15 protein-coding genes are annotated in these 16,140 nt (G+C 60.3%); 3 read left to right on the top strand and 12 right to left on the bottom strand.

Features of this window, described 5'->3' with window-relative positions; translation table 11 throughout:
- Nucleotides 1-43 precede the first annotated feature (43 nt).
- Together aroC and prmB are read right to left on the bottom strand one after the other, a co-directional pair.
- Nucleotides 44-1,132 carry a chorismate synthase gene (aroC, locus tag ISP18_RS09120; protein WP_380009794.1) on the bottom strand — a complete coding sequence of 363 codons (1,089 nt, stop codon included), beginning with the start codon at nt 1,130-1,132 and terminating at the stop codon, nt 44-46.
- Between the two features lie 250 nt (nt 1,133-1,382).
- Nucleotides 1,383-2,309, bottom strand: coding sequence for a 50S ribosomal protein L3 N(5)-glutamine methyltransferase (prmB, locus tag ISP18_RS09115; protein WP_380009791.1), 927 nt, complete (start codon nt 2,307-2,309; stop codon nt 1,383-1,385).
- A 129-nt stretch (nt 2,310-2,438) separates the two neighbouring features.
- Between prmB and asd the strand changes: the two genes are divergently transcribed.
- Together asd and ISP18_RS09105 are read left to right on the top strand one after the other, a co-directional pair.
- Nucleotides 2,439-3,284: an archaetidylserine decarboxylase gene (gene asd / locus ISP18_RS09110; protein WP_380009788.1), complete on the top strand. Its 846-nt coding sequence runs from the start codon at nt 2,439-2,441 to the stop codon at nt 3,282-3,284.
- Between the two features lie 152 nt (nt 3,285-3,436).
- Nucleotides 3,437-3,877, top strand: a complete 441-nt coding sequence (locus ISP18_RS09105) for a hypothetical protein (RefSeq protein WP_380009785.1) — start codon at nt 3,437-3,439, stop codon at nt 3,875-3,877.
- Nucleotides 3,878-4,348: 471 nt separating this feature from the next.
- Here the strand turns inward: ISP18_RS09105 and ISP18_RS09100 are convergent, their stop codons facing one another.
- A complete protein-coding gene (locus ISP18_RS09100; protein ID WP_380009782.1) occupies nt 4,349-5,836 on the bottom strand; it encodes a transglycosylase SLT domain-containing protein in 1,488 nt (495 codons plus the stop codon).
- Between the two features lie 307 nt (nt 5,837-6,143).
- Here ISP18_RS09100 and greB point away from each other — a divergent pair, with 307 nt between their 5' ends.
- Complete coding sequence (gene greB / locus ISP18_RS09095; protein ID WP_380009779.1) at nt 6,144-6,650, top strand: transcription elongation factor GreB; 507 nt, start codon at nt 6,144-6,146, stop codon at nt 6,648-6,650.
- Nucleotides 6,651-6,707: 57 nt separating this feature from the next.
- On the opposite strand, the gene ISP18_RS09090 is transcribed toward greB, so the two are convergent.
- The 9 genes from ISP18_RS09090 to ISP18_RS09050 form a co-directional block, all read right to left on the bottom strand.
- Nucleotides 6,708-7,535: a DUF3025 domain-containing protein gene (locus ISP18_RS09090; RefSeq protein WP_380009776.1), complete on the bottom strand. Its 828-nt coding sequence runs from the start codon at nt 7,533-7,535 to the stop codon at nt 6,708-6,710.
- A 13-nt stretch (nt 7,536-7,548) separates the two neighbouring features.
- On the bottom strand, nt 7,549-8,865 hold the full coding sequence (gene rimO / locus ISP18_RS09085) for a 30S ribosomal protein S12 methylthiotransferase RimO (protein WP_380009773.1): 1,317 nt from the start codon (nt 8,863-8,865) through the stop codon (nt 7,549-7,551).
- Between the two features lie 254 nt (nt 8,866-9,119).
- Nucleotides 9,120-10,346 carry a CaiB/BaiF CoA transferase family protein gene (locus tag ISP18_RS09080; RefSeq protein WP_380009770.1) on the bottom strand — a complete coding sequence of 409 codons (1,227 nt, stop codon included), beginning with the start codon at nt 10,344-10,346 and terminating at the stop codon, nt 9,120-9,122.
- Between the two features lie 37 nt (nt 10,347-10,383).
- Complete coding sequence (locus ISP18_RS09075; protein ID WP_380009767.1) at nt 10,384-11,205, bottom strand: enoyl-CoA hydratase-related protein; 822 nt, start codon at nt 11,203-11,205, stop codon at nt 10,384-10,386.
- Nucleotides 11,202-11,993, bottom strand: a complete 792-nt coding sequence (locus ISP18_RS09070; RefSeq protein ID WP_380009764.1) for an enoyl-CoA hydratase-related protein — start codon at nt 11,991-11,993, stop codon at nt 11,202-11,204. The genes ISP18_RS09075 and ISP18_RS09070 overlap by 4 nt, the downstream gene beginning before the upstream one ends.
- Nucleotides 11,994-12,035: 42 nt before the next feature.
- A complete protein-coding gene (locus ISP18_RS09065) occupies nt 12,036-13,256 on the bottom strand; it encodes an acyl-CoA dehydrogenase family protein (RefSeq protein WP_380009761.1) in 1,221 nt (406 codons plus the stop codon).
- A gap of 78 nt (nt 13,257-13,334) precedes the next feature.
- On the bottom strand, nt 13,335-14,312 hold the full coding sequence (locus ISP18_RS09060; protein ID WP_380009758.1) for a 3-hydroxyacyl-CoA dehydrogenase NAD-binding domain-containing protein: 978 nt from the start codon (nt 14,310-14,312) through the stop codon (nt 13,335-13,337).
- A 1-nt stretch (nt 14,313) separates the two neighbouring features.
- Nucleotides 14,314-15,243: a hypothetical protein gene (locus ISP18_RS09055; RefSeq protein WP_380009755.1), complete on the bottom strand. Its 930-nt coding sequence runs from the start codon at nt 15,241-15,243 to the stop codon at nt 14,314-14,316.
- Between the two features lie 160 nt (nt 15,244-15,403).
- The gene (locus ISP18_RS09050) at nt 15,404-16,084 is read right to left on the bottom strand and encodes a YoaK family protein (protein WP_380009752.1); all 681 of its coding nucleotides are present in this window, start codon (nt 16,082-16,084) and stop codon (nt 15,404-15,406) included.
- Between the last annotated feature and the right edge of the window lie 56 nt (nt 16,085-16,140).

Raw genomic sequence — 16,140 nt, 5'->3', positions numbered from 1 at the left:
CTTGCCTCCTGCTTGCCATGACGGCGAACAGGCCCTTGTTCCATCAAGGGATGCGCGGTTTTATCTCACCCACGTCGCCGCACTGCGCACGATGGCGCAAAGCGTGATCCATCAACACCAGGGCCATCATCGCCTCGGCGATGGGTGTGGCGCGAATGCCGACGCAGGGATCATGGCGCCCCTTGGTCACCACGTCGACCGGTTCGCCGGCCACGTTCACGGTGTGGCCGGGAATCAGGATGCTCGACGTGGGCTTGAGCGCCATCGAGGCACGTACCACCTGCCCCGTACTTATGCCACCGAGAATGCCACCGGCATGATTGGACGTAAAGCCGTCCATATGCATTTCGTCGCGATGCTGGCTGCCATGTTGCGCGACAGCGGCGAAGCCGTCGCCGATCTCCACACCTTTCACCGCATTGATCGACATCAACGCGGCTGCAAGGTCGCCGTCCAGCTTGCCGTAGATCGGCTCGCCCCAGCCGGGCGGCACGCCGTCGGCTTCCACGTTGACGCGCGCGCCGACCGAATCGCCAGACTTGCGGAGCGCGTCCATGTATTTTTCCAGCTCGGGCACCTGTGGTTCATGCGGCCAGAAGAACGGATTTTGCTCGACGGCATCCCACTCGAACCCTGCCGGAACCACCTCACCCAGCTGCGCCAGGTAGCCGCGAACACGCACACCGTAGCGCTCAGCCAGCCACTTCTTGGCGATGACCGCCGCCGCCACGCGCATGGTGGTTTCGCGCGCGGACGAACGCCCGCCGCCACGCGGATCGCGGATGCCGTATTTCTGCCAATAGGTGTAATCGGCGTGGCCGGGGCGGAAGGTTTGGGCGATGTCGTTGTAGTCCTTGCTGCGCTGATCGGTGTTGCGGATCAGCAGCGCAATCGGCGTGCCGGTAGTACGGCCTTCGTACACGCCGGACAGGATTTCCACCTCATCCGCCTCGCGGCGCTGCGAGGTATGACGGCTGCGCCCGGTGGCGCGACGCTCCAGGTCGGTGCGGAATTCCTCCGGCGCGATCGCCACGCCCGGCGGACAACCATCGATCACGCAGCCGATAGCCGGCCCGTGGCTTTCGCCGAAGGTGGTGACGGTAAATAGCTTGCCGGTGGAATTGCTGGACACGGGGAGACCAAATGCACAAGAGGAATAAGCCCGGCATGAGGCTGGGCAAGATTTGCATCTTGCCATGGCTGGAGATTTTGCGCTGAGGTGCCCCCTTACTCAGGGAAGCTTTGCCACACGCTGCCATACAGTCTCAGCTCGTCATTCCGGCGAAGGCCGGAATGACGGCAACGTAGATTAAGGGCGGTAAGGCTAGATAAGTGCTGACGATGCGTTTGGTTGCGATTAGCTCAGTACCAAAAAGCTTCGATCACCCACCGCGTCGCTCAACCGCCACCGCATGAATCGCGTTGGCGTGCTCGATCAACTCGCGCCGCTCCAACGCGAACACGCCCATCGGTCCCACCTTGAACTCGATCCACACGAACGGCACGTCCGGCAACAGGACGGATAGCGCGTGCTCGCTCTCGCCCACTTCCACGATCAGCAGGCCGTCTTCGGTGAGGTGATCGACCGCTTCGTCCAGGATGCGCAGACAAATGTCCAGGCCGTCTTCGCCGGAGGTGAGGCCGAGCTTGGGTTCGTGGCTGTATTCGCCGGGCAACGCCGCGTATTCGTCTTCGGTGACATAAGGCGGATTGGAGACGATCAGGTCGTATTTGCGGCCCTTCACTCCCGCGAAAAGATCAGAACGGACCACGTCCACTCGCTCACCCACATGCTGAAACGCCACGTTCTCGCGAGCCAGCGACAGCGCGTCGTCACTGATGTCCACCACGTCCACCTGCCAGTGGGGGTTGTACGAGGCCATGGCGATGCCGATGCAGCCGGAACCGGTGCACAGGTCCAGCGCGCGCTCCACGTGCCGGCCGTCCAGCCAGGGCGTGAAGCCGGATTCGATGAGCTCGGCGATCGGCGAACGCGGCACCAGCGCGCGGCGGTCGCTCTTGAATTTCATACCGGCAAACCAGGTTTCACCGACCAGGTACGCCACCGGCAGGCGCTCGTTGATGCGACGCTCGATCAGGTTCAGCACGCGCACGCGTTCTTCGGCGGTGAGCTTGCCGGCACCGTAGGCCGGCGGGATGTCCGGCGGCAGGTGCAGGCTGGCCAGCACCAAGTGGGTGGCTTCGTCGATGGGATTGTCGTGGCTGTGGCCGAAAGTGAGGCCCGCTGCAGAAAAACGGCTGGCGCCATAGCGGATGAAATCGATGATCGTGGCGAGTTCGGCAGTCACGTAGGAACGATCCGGCTTGGGGGCTGTGAAGTATAGCGACTGCGCGTCTCGGGGCTCATACGGGTTCATACGATCGACCCTCGTCATCCGCCTCCGTCAGGAATCGCTCCGATTCCTTATACTTGCCGGATGACTTTCAAGGTATTCCTGCAATACATCCTTCCCCATCGGGCGTTGTCACGCGTGGTCTACTGGGCCACACGCTGGACCTTGGCGCCGTGGAAGAATTTCCTGATCGGCAAGATCGTGCGCAGCTATCAGGTCGACATGACCGAAGCCGCGCAATCGGATCCGTTTGCCTATCCCCACTTCAATGCATTCTTTACGCGCAAGTTGCGTCCCGATGCCCGCCGGGCGGATACGACTCCCGACGCCCTGATTGCGCCGGCCGACGGCCGCATCAGCCAGGCGGGCCCTATCGTCGACGGTCGCATATTCCAGGCCAAGGGACAGGACTACACAGCCGTCGAACTCCTGGGTGACGAAGCTGCCGCAGCGCCTTACCGGAACGGCCGCTTCATCACTATCTATCTATCGCCGCGCGACTATCACCGCGTGCACATGCCTTTGCGCGGCACCCTGAAAGAGACGGTGCATATCCCGGGCCGCATCTTCAGCGTGGCGCCGTTCGCAGTGAACGCGATCCCACGCTTGTTCGCGCGCAACGAGCGACTGGTGTGCCACTTCGATGGTGCGCAGGGTCCGTTCGCGGTGGTGATGGTGGGCGCGATCCTGGTGTCGTCGGTCGCCACCGTGTGGGATGGGCTGGTGATTCCGCCGTATGCGCCATCGATTCGCCGCAAGTCGTTCGCCGGGCAGAACATCACGCTGGATCGCTTCGCCGAGATGGCGCGCTTCAACATGGGCTCCACCGTGATCATGCTGCTGCCGGAAGGCGCCGCCGAATTGGATACGTTGACGTCGCAGCAAGCGATCAAGGTGGGGCAGCGATTAGGTGAAGTGCGTCACACTTAACGCTCAGGACAAGCATTGATGACAGGCCGGGCGCGCCGCGTTTTGACATTTGTCGTCATTTTGTGACGTTTTCGGCGCATCGCTTCGCTGCACATCATTATCCTCCTCGCTCAATCCGCGCGCTGTCGCGGACTGTCCAATGAGGGGTTCACATGCAGATTGTCACCCGCCTAATCGCGATGAACCGTGCCCGGCAGTTGCAGCGTCAGTTCCGGCAGATTGAGCGCAACATCTCGGCATTGCCTGCACGCACGCGCGCCCGCCTGGGCGTCATGGCGCTCCGTGAAATCGGGCAAGCATCCCGCTGCGAGTTCCCACATTTGTACGGCACGGCGCCCGAACAGCGTTACGTGCCATGGGGCCAGGGCACCGAAATCGGCTTCAATCGCGCCCAATCGGACAATCCCGAGGTGGCGCTGCGCGGCATTGCACTGTGGCTGGCAGTGGCCTACCACGAAACCAAGGATTCGCCGCACACCAGCCTGCAACCGCAACATCGGCAGGTGTTGCGCGTGCTACGTGAACTACGCGACATCAGCGGCGAACCGGCGGACAGCACGGCCCAGTGGATGCGCTCAGGCGCGGCTGCCTGAGCTTTCTCAGTAACACCCATACGTTCGGCTGAGCAAATCGCGACGCCGGCACGGCGAACTGCGCGGTTTACTCGTGACTTCATGCCATGTCGCGAGCAAAGGGGCGAGCGACGAGTAGCGAGGGCGTCACAGCCCTTGCTATCCCGCTGTGGAAACGGAACGGTGACTGACGAGGCGAGAAACGGATGCTCCAGGCGGCGTCCGTTTCAAGCAACCTCGCTACTCGTCCCTCGGCCCTTGTGCAAAAAGCATGAATGACGGCCTGGCTGACATCCCCCGAACCTTCCACGAAGCGCACGTCATCCCGGCGAAGGCCGGGATCCAGTCGAAATACGTCGTGCGGAGCACTCTGAATAGGTTTTGTGTGCTTCGCACATCATGTCTGACTGGATCCCGGCCTTCGCCGGGATGACGTCGAGGCATGAATGGGGATCACGTCGATCGGACGTTCCTTAGGCTGGAGAGTTCTACTCAGCGACAGCTCGGCAGCTTCAACACCTGCCCCGCCTTCACATGATTGAACTTGAGGTTGTTCATGCGCGCGACCTCACTCTCACTGCTGCAGCCGCCATGCTTGCGCACGATGGCCGCCAGCGTGTCGCCGCGGCGGACCGTATAGCGCACGACCGGATCGGGCGCCGCGGCCGGTGGATTGGGAAATACCGGCACCACCGCGTTGTGCAGATCGCTGGCGAGAATCGGCCACGGTCCATCCACGCAGCGTGCCGCATAGATCTTCTCCAGCGACTTAGGAATCTGCAGCACCGCACCTGCTGGCTGTTGCTGCTGCGGATCGAGGCGCGGATTGAGATTGCGCAAAGTGCGGAACCAGCCCTGCGGCATGTCGTTGGCCGAACCCAGGCATACCGTGAGTTCCGAAATCGACGCTGAGCGCTTGAGCGTAATGCTGCCCTGCAGGCCGTCTACGCGCGGGAAGCGCAGGTTGTAGCTGTCCGGATGCAGGAACAGCCAGGCAGCCGCCAGCACCTCCGGTACGTAATCGCGCGTTTCTTGCGAAAGCTGTCCGTAGATACGCGGGTCATAGAAACTCACTGCGGTGTTGTCGCCCACCAGGCGCCGCATGCGCCCCTCGCCACCGTTGTAAGCAGCCAGCGTGAGTTCGAGGTTGTCGTTGAAAGCCTTGAGCTGCTCGTTGACGTATTCGGCATTCGCGCGCGCGGATTCGGCCGGATCGAAACGTGTGTCGAAGCCATCCTGATCGGTCAGCCCAAAGCGCAGGCCGGTGGCATACATAAACTGCAGCGGCCCGGCCGCGCCCGAGCGTGACACCGCGTGCACCTTGCCGCCGGACTCCTTGGCCAGGATGCCGAACAGCAACGCTTCCGGCAGCCCTTCTCCCTGATACTGCGGCCACATCTGCTGGCGCAGGAATTGGTAATTCACGTAGGCGTCCATCAGATTGCCGCGCCACTGGGTAAGCCACATCTCCAGCGCAGCCTTTACCGGGCCGTTCATTGCGATGAGCTCGGACAGCTGATGCCCGCGCAACAGCGTTACGCTGCGTTGCGCTTCCGGCAGGCTGTCGGCACCGGGCTGGCCGGCCAACGGCGTCAGGGGTGGGTTACTGGTTTCCTCATCCGGCGTCTGATCGCCGATGAAGCTGCCGTCCTTCAGGCGCAGCAAATGATCGAACACGGAGAAGAAGCGCTGCGAATCGCAGCCCGGCGTGGCGCCGCAACGGGCGGCGGCATCACGCAACTGATCGAGCGAGGCGTCCAGCGTTTTCTGCGCGCCCTGCGTATCGCCGGCGCGCGTCTGCTGCAATGCGGTTTCGTAGCTGCGGCTGGCCTGATCGAGCTGGCCGTAAAGCGCAGTCACCGAAGCCGGCGGCGGCTTAGGGGTTACGGCGCCGTTGGTGGAAGCGCAGGCGGCCAGCTGCACCAGGGCCGCCACCCCAAGAATCAGACGGAAAGAACGAAGCGCGGCACGATAAGGCATGTCAGGTACACCGATACTGAAGGGCGCAGCCTTGACCCGGCTGCGCGGGCAGACTCAAAACACGTTCTTCTCGATGTCGTGCGTTTTCTTCGAAATCGCACGGCCACACCGCTAAAATCGAGCCCCAGTCATTGGAGGCCTTCATGCCAGACATTTGCATGAAACGCAACAACTGTTTGCACGAAACGAGCACCACCTACAGCGGTTATCGCTCGAGCGCATCCAGAAGCAGTCTACGCATTCGCTCCGCCTTGCAGGACGCATCGGAAAACACCGCTGTCAGCGAAAGCTCGAACGCGGTTTCGCCATGACCCGTTGGCGTCCCCCTGCCCCGCGTTCCACCGCCATCATCACCCGCGATGGTTTCGAAAGGCTCAAGAGCGAGCTGGATCACCTGTGGCACACCCTGCGCCCGGAAGTGGTGAAGGCGCTGGCCGCCGCCGCGGCCGAAGGCGATCGCTCGGAAAATGCCGAGTACACCTACCGCAAGAAGCAGCTCGGCGAAATCGACCGTCGCGTGCGCTACCTCAGCAAGCGTATTCCGTCGCTGAAGGTGGCCGAGGGCGCGCCGACCGATCGCGAAACAGTGTTCTTCGGCGCGGTGATCGAGCTGGAGAACGTCCAGAGCGGCGAGACCGTCCGCTACCGCATCGTCGGCCCGGACGAGACCGATGCGAAGCGCGGCTGGATCAGTGTCGACTCGCCGATGGCGCGGGCGGTGTTGAAGAAGAAGGTAGATGATGAATTCGAGGCGGAATTGCCAGGTGGGCGGACGCGCTTTGCGGTGATCGGCGTCGAGTACGTTGAACCGTAACTCGCTGCGTAGGCTGGGATGCCAATCCCAGCTTTCATGTGGACGGCAATGCTGGGATTAGCATCCCAGCCTACGCACCACACGCAACGGTTCCGGATAGCGCCGCCCTTCACGCAAAGGCTGATAGCACGGCGTATTGCGATGAAACGCCTCCTCTCCGTTGTCCACATGCCATCCCGGAATGCCCGACAGCGGCAACGGTCGCAACTCCAGCGGATCGCGTAGCCAGCGCGCATCGGCAATGGCATCCACGCAGCAGGCAACCGCCTCTGTGCTAGCTGCGCCCCGCTCCGCCGTCACCACCAACGCCTTGCCGACGAGCAGCTTGCCAGGCGTCAACGCATGTTCGAGCAGCGCATGCCCGAACAACTCGACCGCGATCGTGCCGTCCATCCATGCGGTGCGATGACGCCAGAACAACCCGTGCCAGTCGTGGCGATCCCAAAGTTCCAGCAAACCTGGATCGCGCAGAATCACGATCACGCCTGCTTCATCGAAATGCGTCTGCGCGCATTGCGGACGCGAGCGCTCCCGCCGTCCGACCTGCGCAATTTCCGCCATCTGCTGCCGGTTGAGCGCGCGTTTCAACGCCGGGTAGCGCAGCCAGACCATCGCATTGAACAGGTCGTGCCAGTTGGCTTCGCGCGTGGCGATCAGGCCGCGAGTGGCGATGCGCTCTTCGTAATGCAGGCCATCTTCGAGCAGTTCGCGCGTCTGCGCGACGAAACGCTCATCGGTGCCGGATGGCCAGCGCGCATTGAGTTCATCGATCGACGGCCAGCGCGGCCCCTCCAGCCATGGGGCATATTCGCGCCAGCCGCTCAGCGGCGCATGCGTGAAGACAACCGGATCGACCGCCTCTCGCGCTGGCGCGACATAACGCATGGCCGCATGCGGATCAGCTGAGAAGCGCGGCGTGCAGATCGTGCTCGTCCGCGGACTCGACCACTACGTCCACGAACTGCCCGGGCTTCAGCTTCTGCCCATTGGCGATATGCACCACGCCATCGATCTCCGGGGCATCGGCGGCCGAACGCGCGACGGCGCCTTCTGCGCTCGCCGAGTCGACCAGCACCTTGATGGTGCGCCCGATCTTGCGCTGCAGTTTCGCCGCGGAGATCTCAGCCTGCACCGCCATGAATTGCTCCAGGCGATCTTCCTTCAGTTCCTCCGACACCGGATTCGGCAGCTCGTTGGCCTTGGCGCCGTCCACCGGCGAATAGGTGAACGCGCCCACGCGATCCAGCTCCGCTTCGCGCAGAAAATCGAGCAGTTCTTCGAACTCGGCATCCGTTTCGCCAGGGAAGCCCACGATGAAAGTGCTGCGCAAAGTGAGCTCCGGCACTTGCTTGCGCCAGTTCTGAATGCGCTCCAGCGTCTTGTCGATGTTGCCGGGACGCTTCATCAATTTAAGGATGCGAGGGCTGGCATGCTGGAACGGTATGTCGAGGTATGGAAGGATCTTGCCCTCTGCCATCAGCGGCATCACCTCGTCAACGTGCGGATACGGGTAGACGTAATGCAATCGCGCCCATACGCCGAGTTCGGCCAGGCCTTCGCACAGATCGGTCATGCGCGTGCGATAGTTTTTTTCGCGCCAGCTGCGCTCGGCGTATTTCACGTCCACACCATAGGCACTGGTGTCCTGCGAGATCACCAGCAGCTCTTTCACGCCGCCCTTCACCAAGCGCTCGGCTTCCAGCAGCACCTCATCCACCGGTCGCGACACGAGATCGCCGCGCATCGACGGAATGATGCAGAAGCTGCAGCGATGATTGCAGCCTTCGGAAATCTTCAGATACGCATAGTGCTTCGGCGTGAGCTTCACCCCGGTATCCGGAATGATGTCCAGCAACGGATTGCGCTTGGGCGGCAGCGCGACATGCACCGCATTCATCACGCTGGCGTAATCCTGCGGACCGGTAATGGCGAGCACGTCCGGATACGCTTCGCGAATCAGCTCCGAGCGCTTACCCAGACAACCAGTCACGATCACCTTGCCGTTCTCGTGCAGCGCTTCGCCGATCGCATCCAGCGATTCCTGCACGGCTGCATCGATAAAGCCGCAGGTGTTCACCACCACCGCATCGGCCGCGCCGTAGCTGGGCACGATTTCGTAGCCCTCGACTTTGAGCTGGGTGAGGATGCGCTCGGAATCTACGAGTGCTTTCGGGCACCCAAGGGATACCATACCTATGCGATAGGGCTTATTCATGGAGACTGCAGGTTCGCCTGGATAAAAACGGCTCAGTATACAGCCATTTACGCTTCCGCGATGCTCGCCAATCGGCGAGCATCAGCGCCGATTGGCAGGCCTCAGTACGCAGCTTTCCATGGATGAATCGCCGTCATTGCGCGGCGAAGGGCGCGGAGAGTTGGCCCTAGTGGTTTTAACAGCGAAGCCCGGCCAGGTAAGGGATGACCTGCGTAAATTTGGCAGCGCTGCTATGAAGAGCCACTGTCGTTACGCTAAAGCGCATGTTCCTTTGCTTTCGGAATGGTACCGCTCTCGCGCAAACCTTCGATGTCGGTCGCACTAAATCCTAGCTGGCGAAGGATCTCCTCGTTGTGCTCTCCAATCTTTGGGGCGCGCTTGGCGGAAACCTTGGTGACTCCATGTATCTGCATCGGGCTGCTGATCGTCGACGTCAGTTTGCCGCCGGCACCCTCGAGCGGAACGACGATGTCGTTGGCGCGCAGTTGCGGATCATCGATGACCTCTTGCGGATTGCGCACCGCACCGAACGTCACATGGACGCCACTGAACACCTTGTACCAATACTCCATCGGCTGAGCACCGAAAACCTCGTCCAGGATGGCGGTGAGCTGCGGTCTGTTTATCATCAGCTTCGCTGGATCGGAGAATCTCGGATCGGTGAGGAGATCAGGGCGGCCGATCGCTTTTGCTACGGCCTCCAGCTTGTCGGAAGTGACGACGAGAACGAACCAGGTGTCATCGGCAGCGCGATAGACGTTCATCACCGCATTCGCAGGACTCTTGCGGTCGTGCAATCCAAAGAATTTAGCGTCGCACAGTGCAGCCTGGATCGAAACGCTTGCAGACCAGACGCCTTCCGCAAGTAGCGAAGTCGTGACACGTCCGCCCTCGCCGGTACGCTCGCGACGATACAGTGCGGTAACAATCGCGGAATAAAGACCGACTGCGGTTGCATTATCACCACTGCCCGCGACCGGCCAGGTAGGCGGCGCGCCGGCATCGCGTGTCATCGACAGCAATCCGCTGCGGGCCCAGTACGCGGTGATGTCGAAGCCCGGCAGATCTGCATCAGGCCCCTTCTCGCCGAATCCTGTAATGTCGGCGTAGATCAGGCGCGGGTTCCATCCCACCACATCTTCATATTCAAGCTTGAGTCGCGCGCGTGCCGGGTGCGGCGTATTGACGATCAGAACGTCGGCCCATTTGACGAGCTTTTCGATCACCTGCCGAGCGCCCGGCGATTTCAGGTCGAGCGCCATGCCCCGCTTGTTGCGATTGGCCAAATGCCAGGGGTAGGCATCCTCGGAGACCGGCTGTGGCGGCATGTTGTTCGCGTGTCGCCACAGGTCGCCACTCGGCGGCTCCACCTTGATCACGTCGGCGCCGAAGTCGGACAGGATCACCGCGGCACTGGGGCCTGCGATGAAGCTTGCCAGATCCACCACTTTCAGCCCGGAAAAAATGTTGTCGCTTGCCATGTCTGCCTCTTCTGAATCGCTGTGTGCAGTGGTTGCTTCATCGCCCCTGAAATTGAGGCGCACGCTTCTCAAGGAAGGCGGAAGTACCTTCCTGCTTGTCTTCGGTGGCGGCGCAAATGCCGAAGTAGGCCGCTTCCAGCGCAAGGCCTTCGCTTTGACTGATATCCAGCCCCTTGTTCACGGCATCCAGGGAGAACTTCACGGCGATCGGTGCGTTGGCCGCGACTTGCTGGAGGATGGCCTCGGCGCGTTCAATCAGGCTGGCTGCAGCAACGACTTCGTTGACGAGGCCAATGCGATAGGCCTCCTGCGCGGAAATTGTCTCGCCGGTGAGGATGAGCTGTAGCGCACGCCCCTTTCCTACCAAACGCGGCAAACGTTGCGTTCCGCCGCCACCGGGCAGCAAGCCCAACTTCACTTCGGGCTGCCCAAATTTGGCGTTTTCCGCAGCGATCCGCATCGTGCAGGCCATGGCCGTCTCGCAGCCGCCACCCAACGCAAAGCCATTGATCGCCGCGATCACCGGCTTGCCTAGATTTTCGATGAAATCCAGCACGTGCTGTCCGAGCCGGCTCGATTCCTCCGCCCCGTAAGCGCCAAGATGCGCGAGTTCGCTGATGTCGGCGCCCGCGATGAAAGCCTTGTCGCCCGCGCCGGTGAGGATCACGCCGCGCACGGAAGCATCAGCTTTCGCAGCTTCAAATGCAGTCTGTAAATCAGTCCAGGTCGCTGTATTCAGCGCGTTGAGCACCTTGGGCCGATTAACCGTCACGTGGGCGATCGAACCCCTTTTTTCGTACAAAACGTTCTCGAGCTTCAGCCCCGTCGCTGAAGAAGGTTCGAGTGTCGAGGCAGTCATTGTAAGGGTCCTCCAGCTGCAGCTTTGGACTTAGTAAAGTCGGGCTTGCGCTTTTCGAGGAATGCTGTGATCGCTTCCTTGGCATCACCTGACTCCAGACGCGACGCGTACTCCCGGAACTCGAGTTCCGCAACGGCCGCCATTTGAGCGCTCAAGGTGCGCCTCATCAGTCGCTTGCTCGCGCACACCGCCCCGGCCGGCTGTCGTGTCAGCTTGTGCGCCGTGTCCATAGCTGTTGCCATGAGGTCTGCCTCGGCCACGACGCGCGTAACGAACCCCAGCTCCGCGGCGCGGCGTGCATCGAACGGCTGCGCCAGTAGAACCAATTCTGCTGCAGCGAGATAGCCGATCTGTGCGGGAAGCCAATAGCTCGTTCCCAGCTCCGGCACCAGGGCGAGGTTCACGAAAGGCATCTGAAATCGCGTGTGCTCTGCGGCGTACACGAAATCGAAGTGCGTGAGCATGGTCGTGCCACCTCCGATGGCGACACCATGCACCGCCGCAATAAGCGGCTTGTCGAACGCGATCAGCGCAGCGAGGAAGCGGCCCTGCGGGCTGTCGTCGCCCTTCAGCGGGTGATGGAGGAAATCCTCGAGATCATTGCCCGCGCAAAATGCATCGCCGACGCCGTGCAGAAGCACAACCTGCGTTTCGTCATCCTTAGCAGCGGCATTGAGCAACTCGGCTATGGTCGAGTACATGTTAAACGTCATCGCATTCTTCTTTTCCGGTCGGTTGAACTGGATTCGAAGTAGGTTATCGACGCGTTCGGTCACGATCTCAGGCATTTTCATCTCCTCACATTTTCTGACTGGTCGCCGTGGCGCGCGTCAAACAAAGGCGCCGTAGCCGGTGATGGCTTTACCGACGATCAGGTTCTGCATCTGATAGGTGCCTTCATAGGAATAGAGGGCTTCAGCGTCGGCGAAGAAACGGCCGACGTCGTAGTCGGCGAGAATGCCGTTGCCGCCCAGCAGCTCGCGCCCCCACGAAACGGTTTCGCGCGATTTTGCCGTGCAGAATGCCTTCGCGAGTGCCGCCTGGTGATCGCTCAGCTTTCCCTCGTCATCGAGTTGCGCGAGCCGGAGCATCAAGCACTGACATGCAGTTACGTTAGCGAGCATCTTTGCAAGGATGTCCTGCACCAACTGGAACGAGGCGATCGGCTTCCCGAACTGCGATCGCTCCTGCGTGTATTTAAGCGTTGCTTCGAACGCGCCCATCTGGATGCCGGTGGAAGCCCAACCCACCATGTAGCGCGTCATCCGTAGCACGCGCGCCGTGTCGCGGAACGAGTTACCGCCCTGCAGGCGATTCGCTTCCGGCACACGCACGTCTGTCAATGTGATCTGGCCGTTCTGAACGACTTTCAGCGCGATCTTGTGCTCCATCTTCTCGACGCTGAATCCGGGCGTGATCTTGTTCTCAATGATGAAACCTTTGACTTGATTGTCAGCCACGTCCCGCGCCCAGATGATCGAAATGTCGCACCATGGCGAATTGCCGATCCATCGTTTCTGGCCATTGAGAATCCAGCTATCACCCTCGCGCTTGGCGGTCGTGGTCAATCCACCAGCTGTTCCCGAACCGACCAGTGGTTCGGTCAGCCCGAAACAACCAATTTTCTCCCACCGTGCCATAGGCGGCAGCCACTTCTGTTTCTGCTCTTCAGATCCGTCGAGATAAATCGAGCCCATCGCCAGGCCGCTGTGCACACCGAAGAACGTACACATCGATGCGTCGGTGCGCGCGATTTCCATCGCGACGTAGCCGAACAGCTTCTGGCTACCGCCCGCGCAACCATAGCCCTCATAGCCTAGCCCGCCAATGCCAAGTTCCTTGAACGAAGGCAGCAGTTCGAACGGAAACGCATCATCGGACCAATACTTGTTGATGATTGGCCGGACCTTGGTTTCCATGTACGTCCGCACTTTTTTAACGACCGCTCTCTCCTCAGGAGTGAGAAGTTCGACCAGCTGATAGAAATCGCCGTTCGGTACGGGCACAGGCTTTGGTTCGGCGACCTTGCTAGCTGTGGTTGCTGTGGACATTTAGAACTCCCATTCCTGCGGCTTGAAAGTCGCAAGAGTTGATGACGTATGATCGGTTTCGACGGCGACCACCTGGTCTCAGGTAACCAGCCCTGGCGATTTCGTTTGACCCGACTTGTCGACTTTGTTGCGCAGCTCAATCAGTCCGAGCAGGACTTCGTCGCGCTCCGCAGCAAGGTCATCGATCGAGCGTGAACCGACCTCGGCATGAACACCGTCGATCAGTTTCTTCTGGACGTCGGGCGTCAATTCCGGATTCCCCAGCACCTTCCACCAAGCCGTCATGGGGCCGGTGAACTGCTGGAAGAAATGTTCAATGCCACCTTGGCCGCCACCGAGATGATTGAGCATCAGCTGACCCATGATGCCCCAGCGCAGGCCAGGCCCCCAGCACAATGCCGTGTCGACATCGGCAGCACTGACGACATCGTCGGCGACGAGATGGTAGACCTCCCTAGCCAATGCAGCCTGCAAACGATTCGCGACATGCCCGGGCACTTCCTTCTTCAAGCGGACAGTTCGCTTGCCAAGGCTCGTATAAAACTCGTCGACGCGCTCGATCGTATCCTTCGAGGTCTTTCCCCCACCCACGATCTCGACCAACGGGACCAGATGCGGCGGATTGAAGGGATGGCCAATGACGCAGCGTTCAGGATGCAATTCGCACGCCGACTGGATTTCACTCATCGTCAAACCCGACGAGCTTGAAGCGATGATGACGCTGGGATGCAGCAGCTCGTCCAGTTGACGATAGAGCGTCTTCTTGAACTCGATTTTCTCTGGCCCGTTTTCCTGCACCAGATCGGCGTCCTTGATAGCATCAGCAAGGGCCGGGGTAAACGACAACCTATTCTGGGAAGCACCGGACGCGAGACCGAGCCGCTCTAGTGCCGGCCACGCCAATGAAACAAAGCGCCTCAGTGCAGCTTCCGCGCCTGGCGCAACGTCTGTCGCCACCACATCCAGGCCCTTGGCAAGGAAGAGTGCGGCCCAACTGGCACCGATAACGCCTGTGCCGATAATGGCAACTCGGCGAATGGGCTTGTTTTGCGACATGTCACTGCTCCTTCGGGATTTCGGCGTATGCGATGCCGGTCAGGTTGCCCTGTGCAAAGAGGATATTTTTTTCTACAGATCCATCGAGCCGCGCGGAATAGACCGATCCCGCAAGATCGGTCACGAACATGCGGTCGCCAGCCACATCCAAGGCGATGCCGATGCCTTCCATTAAATGGGTTATCACGATCTCCGGCTCGGCCGGCTTGTTGTCGATGGAGGCGCGATTGACCGTGTTGCCGCGCGGAGGATCGCCGCGGTCGGTCCAGTACAGGACGCGATTTTCGACATCGAGCTCAAGATCGATCGGCTCCGGCAGGCCGTCGAAGAAGGTCTCGATGTCGGTCCTGGTCGTTGCAGTTTGACCGGCGGGAATGTCGATATTCGCTCGAAGGATGCGACCAAGCCCAGCATTATCTGGACCTTTTTGCGACCAGTAGATGTGTCCGTACTTCGCGTCGATGGTTAATCCGACACACCACTTTGTCTGATCTCGGCGGTCGATATCGCCGCGGCCAGTCTCGATAAGTGTCTCCAACTGCGAGCCGTCGAGATTGCAGCGCATGACGCGCATTCCCTCGCGATCGCACCAATAAAGTTTGCGGCCTCGCCTATCGAGGATGATCTGCTTCGGAGTGTGGGTCTGCCCCTGCGCGAGGATCGTCTTGCGATTCTTGCCGTCGAGATCGGCGCGTTCGATCGACCCGTCGTCCAGGCTTGGGACGCCCATGTTGGTCCAGTAGATATGACCAGCATCCACATCGACGACGATGCCATCCGGCAAATGGCAGTCCGTCACGATGGTTTTCTGGTCGGAACCGTCCGTATTTGTGGAGTAAATGCGCCCGGCGTTCAGCTCAAGCACAAAGAGACGAGGGACGGTGGAGTTGGAGCCAGCACTTCGATTGTTTTCTTTGACAGTTTCAGACATGCGGTACCTACAGAGTGGTCTGACGCGAAATCGTTCAGAGCTATGCCGTCACGATGCCGCGAATGCCGGTTACCGTATTGGACGAAACTATCGTCGTAAGAATGATTGTGCTTCTACTCGGTGTAGTCGAACCGAGGTCAAGTCGGTCAAATCTTGGTCGTTATTTGGTTTTTGCTTCGTTGTGAACGTAAGCCAGGGCAGCGGTGATCGGCAGCAGAGCGAAGCACTTGACGCTGACGATGGCAAACAGAAGCGCGCCGCATCCACATCCAAACGCGAACACAGCAACATTTACGCTAAAACGGACGATGCGGGAATTGATCGCCGATGCCTGCTCTTCGTCTAAACCGCCGTGCCATTTGTCGGCCAGATCGAGCATGATTTGCGTGGTGGTCCCCGTCATGAGCGTTGAAGGTGGCGCATAGGAAAGATGGACTCGATGCACCGCGTTTTGGAGTGCCATGGCGGTGACAAAGATCATGCCTACGGCGACCGTCCCAATGTTATCGGCATCGGGGAAAGGACCAAGCACCCACGCCAGCCATGCGCCCACAATCAATAGCACCAACTCCACAAGGAATAGTGTTCGCAAGACAGGTTTGCCAAGGTTCTCCAGCTTGTAGTGCAGGAGACGCGCGCAAACAACAACTGCGCAAAAAACGGGAATCGCCAAGATTTTTGCCACCGTTCCACTCGATCTGTACACGACCGCAGCGCCCAGCGTCACGAAGTTGCCGGTTACATGCGCCGTAAAGAGGCCGTGCAGCGCCAGAAATCCAGCCGCATCGATATAGCCGGCATTGAAGCTAAGCAGCGTTGGAAGCTTTGGCATTTTCAACATGGCGCTACTCCGAATGATTTTTTCTTAATTCACAACACCGTATGCGAGAAACTTGG

The organism is Dyella humi (genome assembly GCF_044904605.1).
GTDB lineage: Bacteria > Pseudomonadota > Gammaproteobacteria > Xanthomonadales > Rhodanobacteraceae > Dyella_B > Dyella_B humi.
Note: the sequence above shows the minus strand (reverse complement) of the source record. Positions and strands in the feature narration are given on the sequence as shown.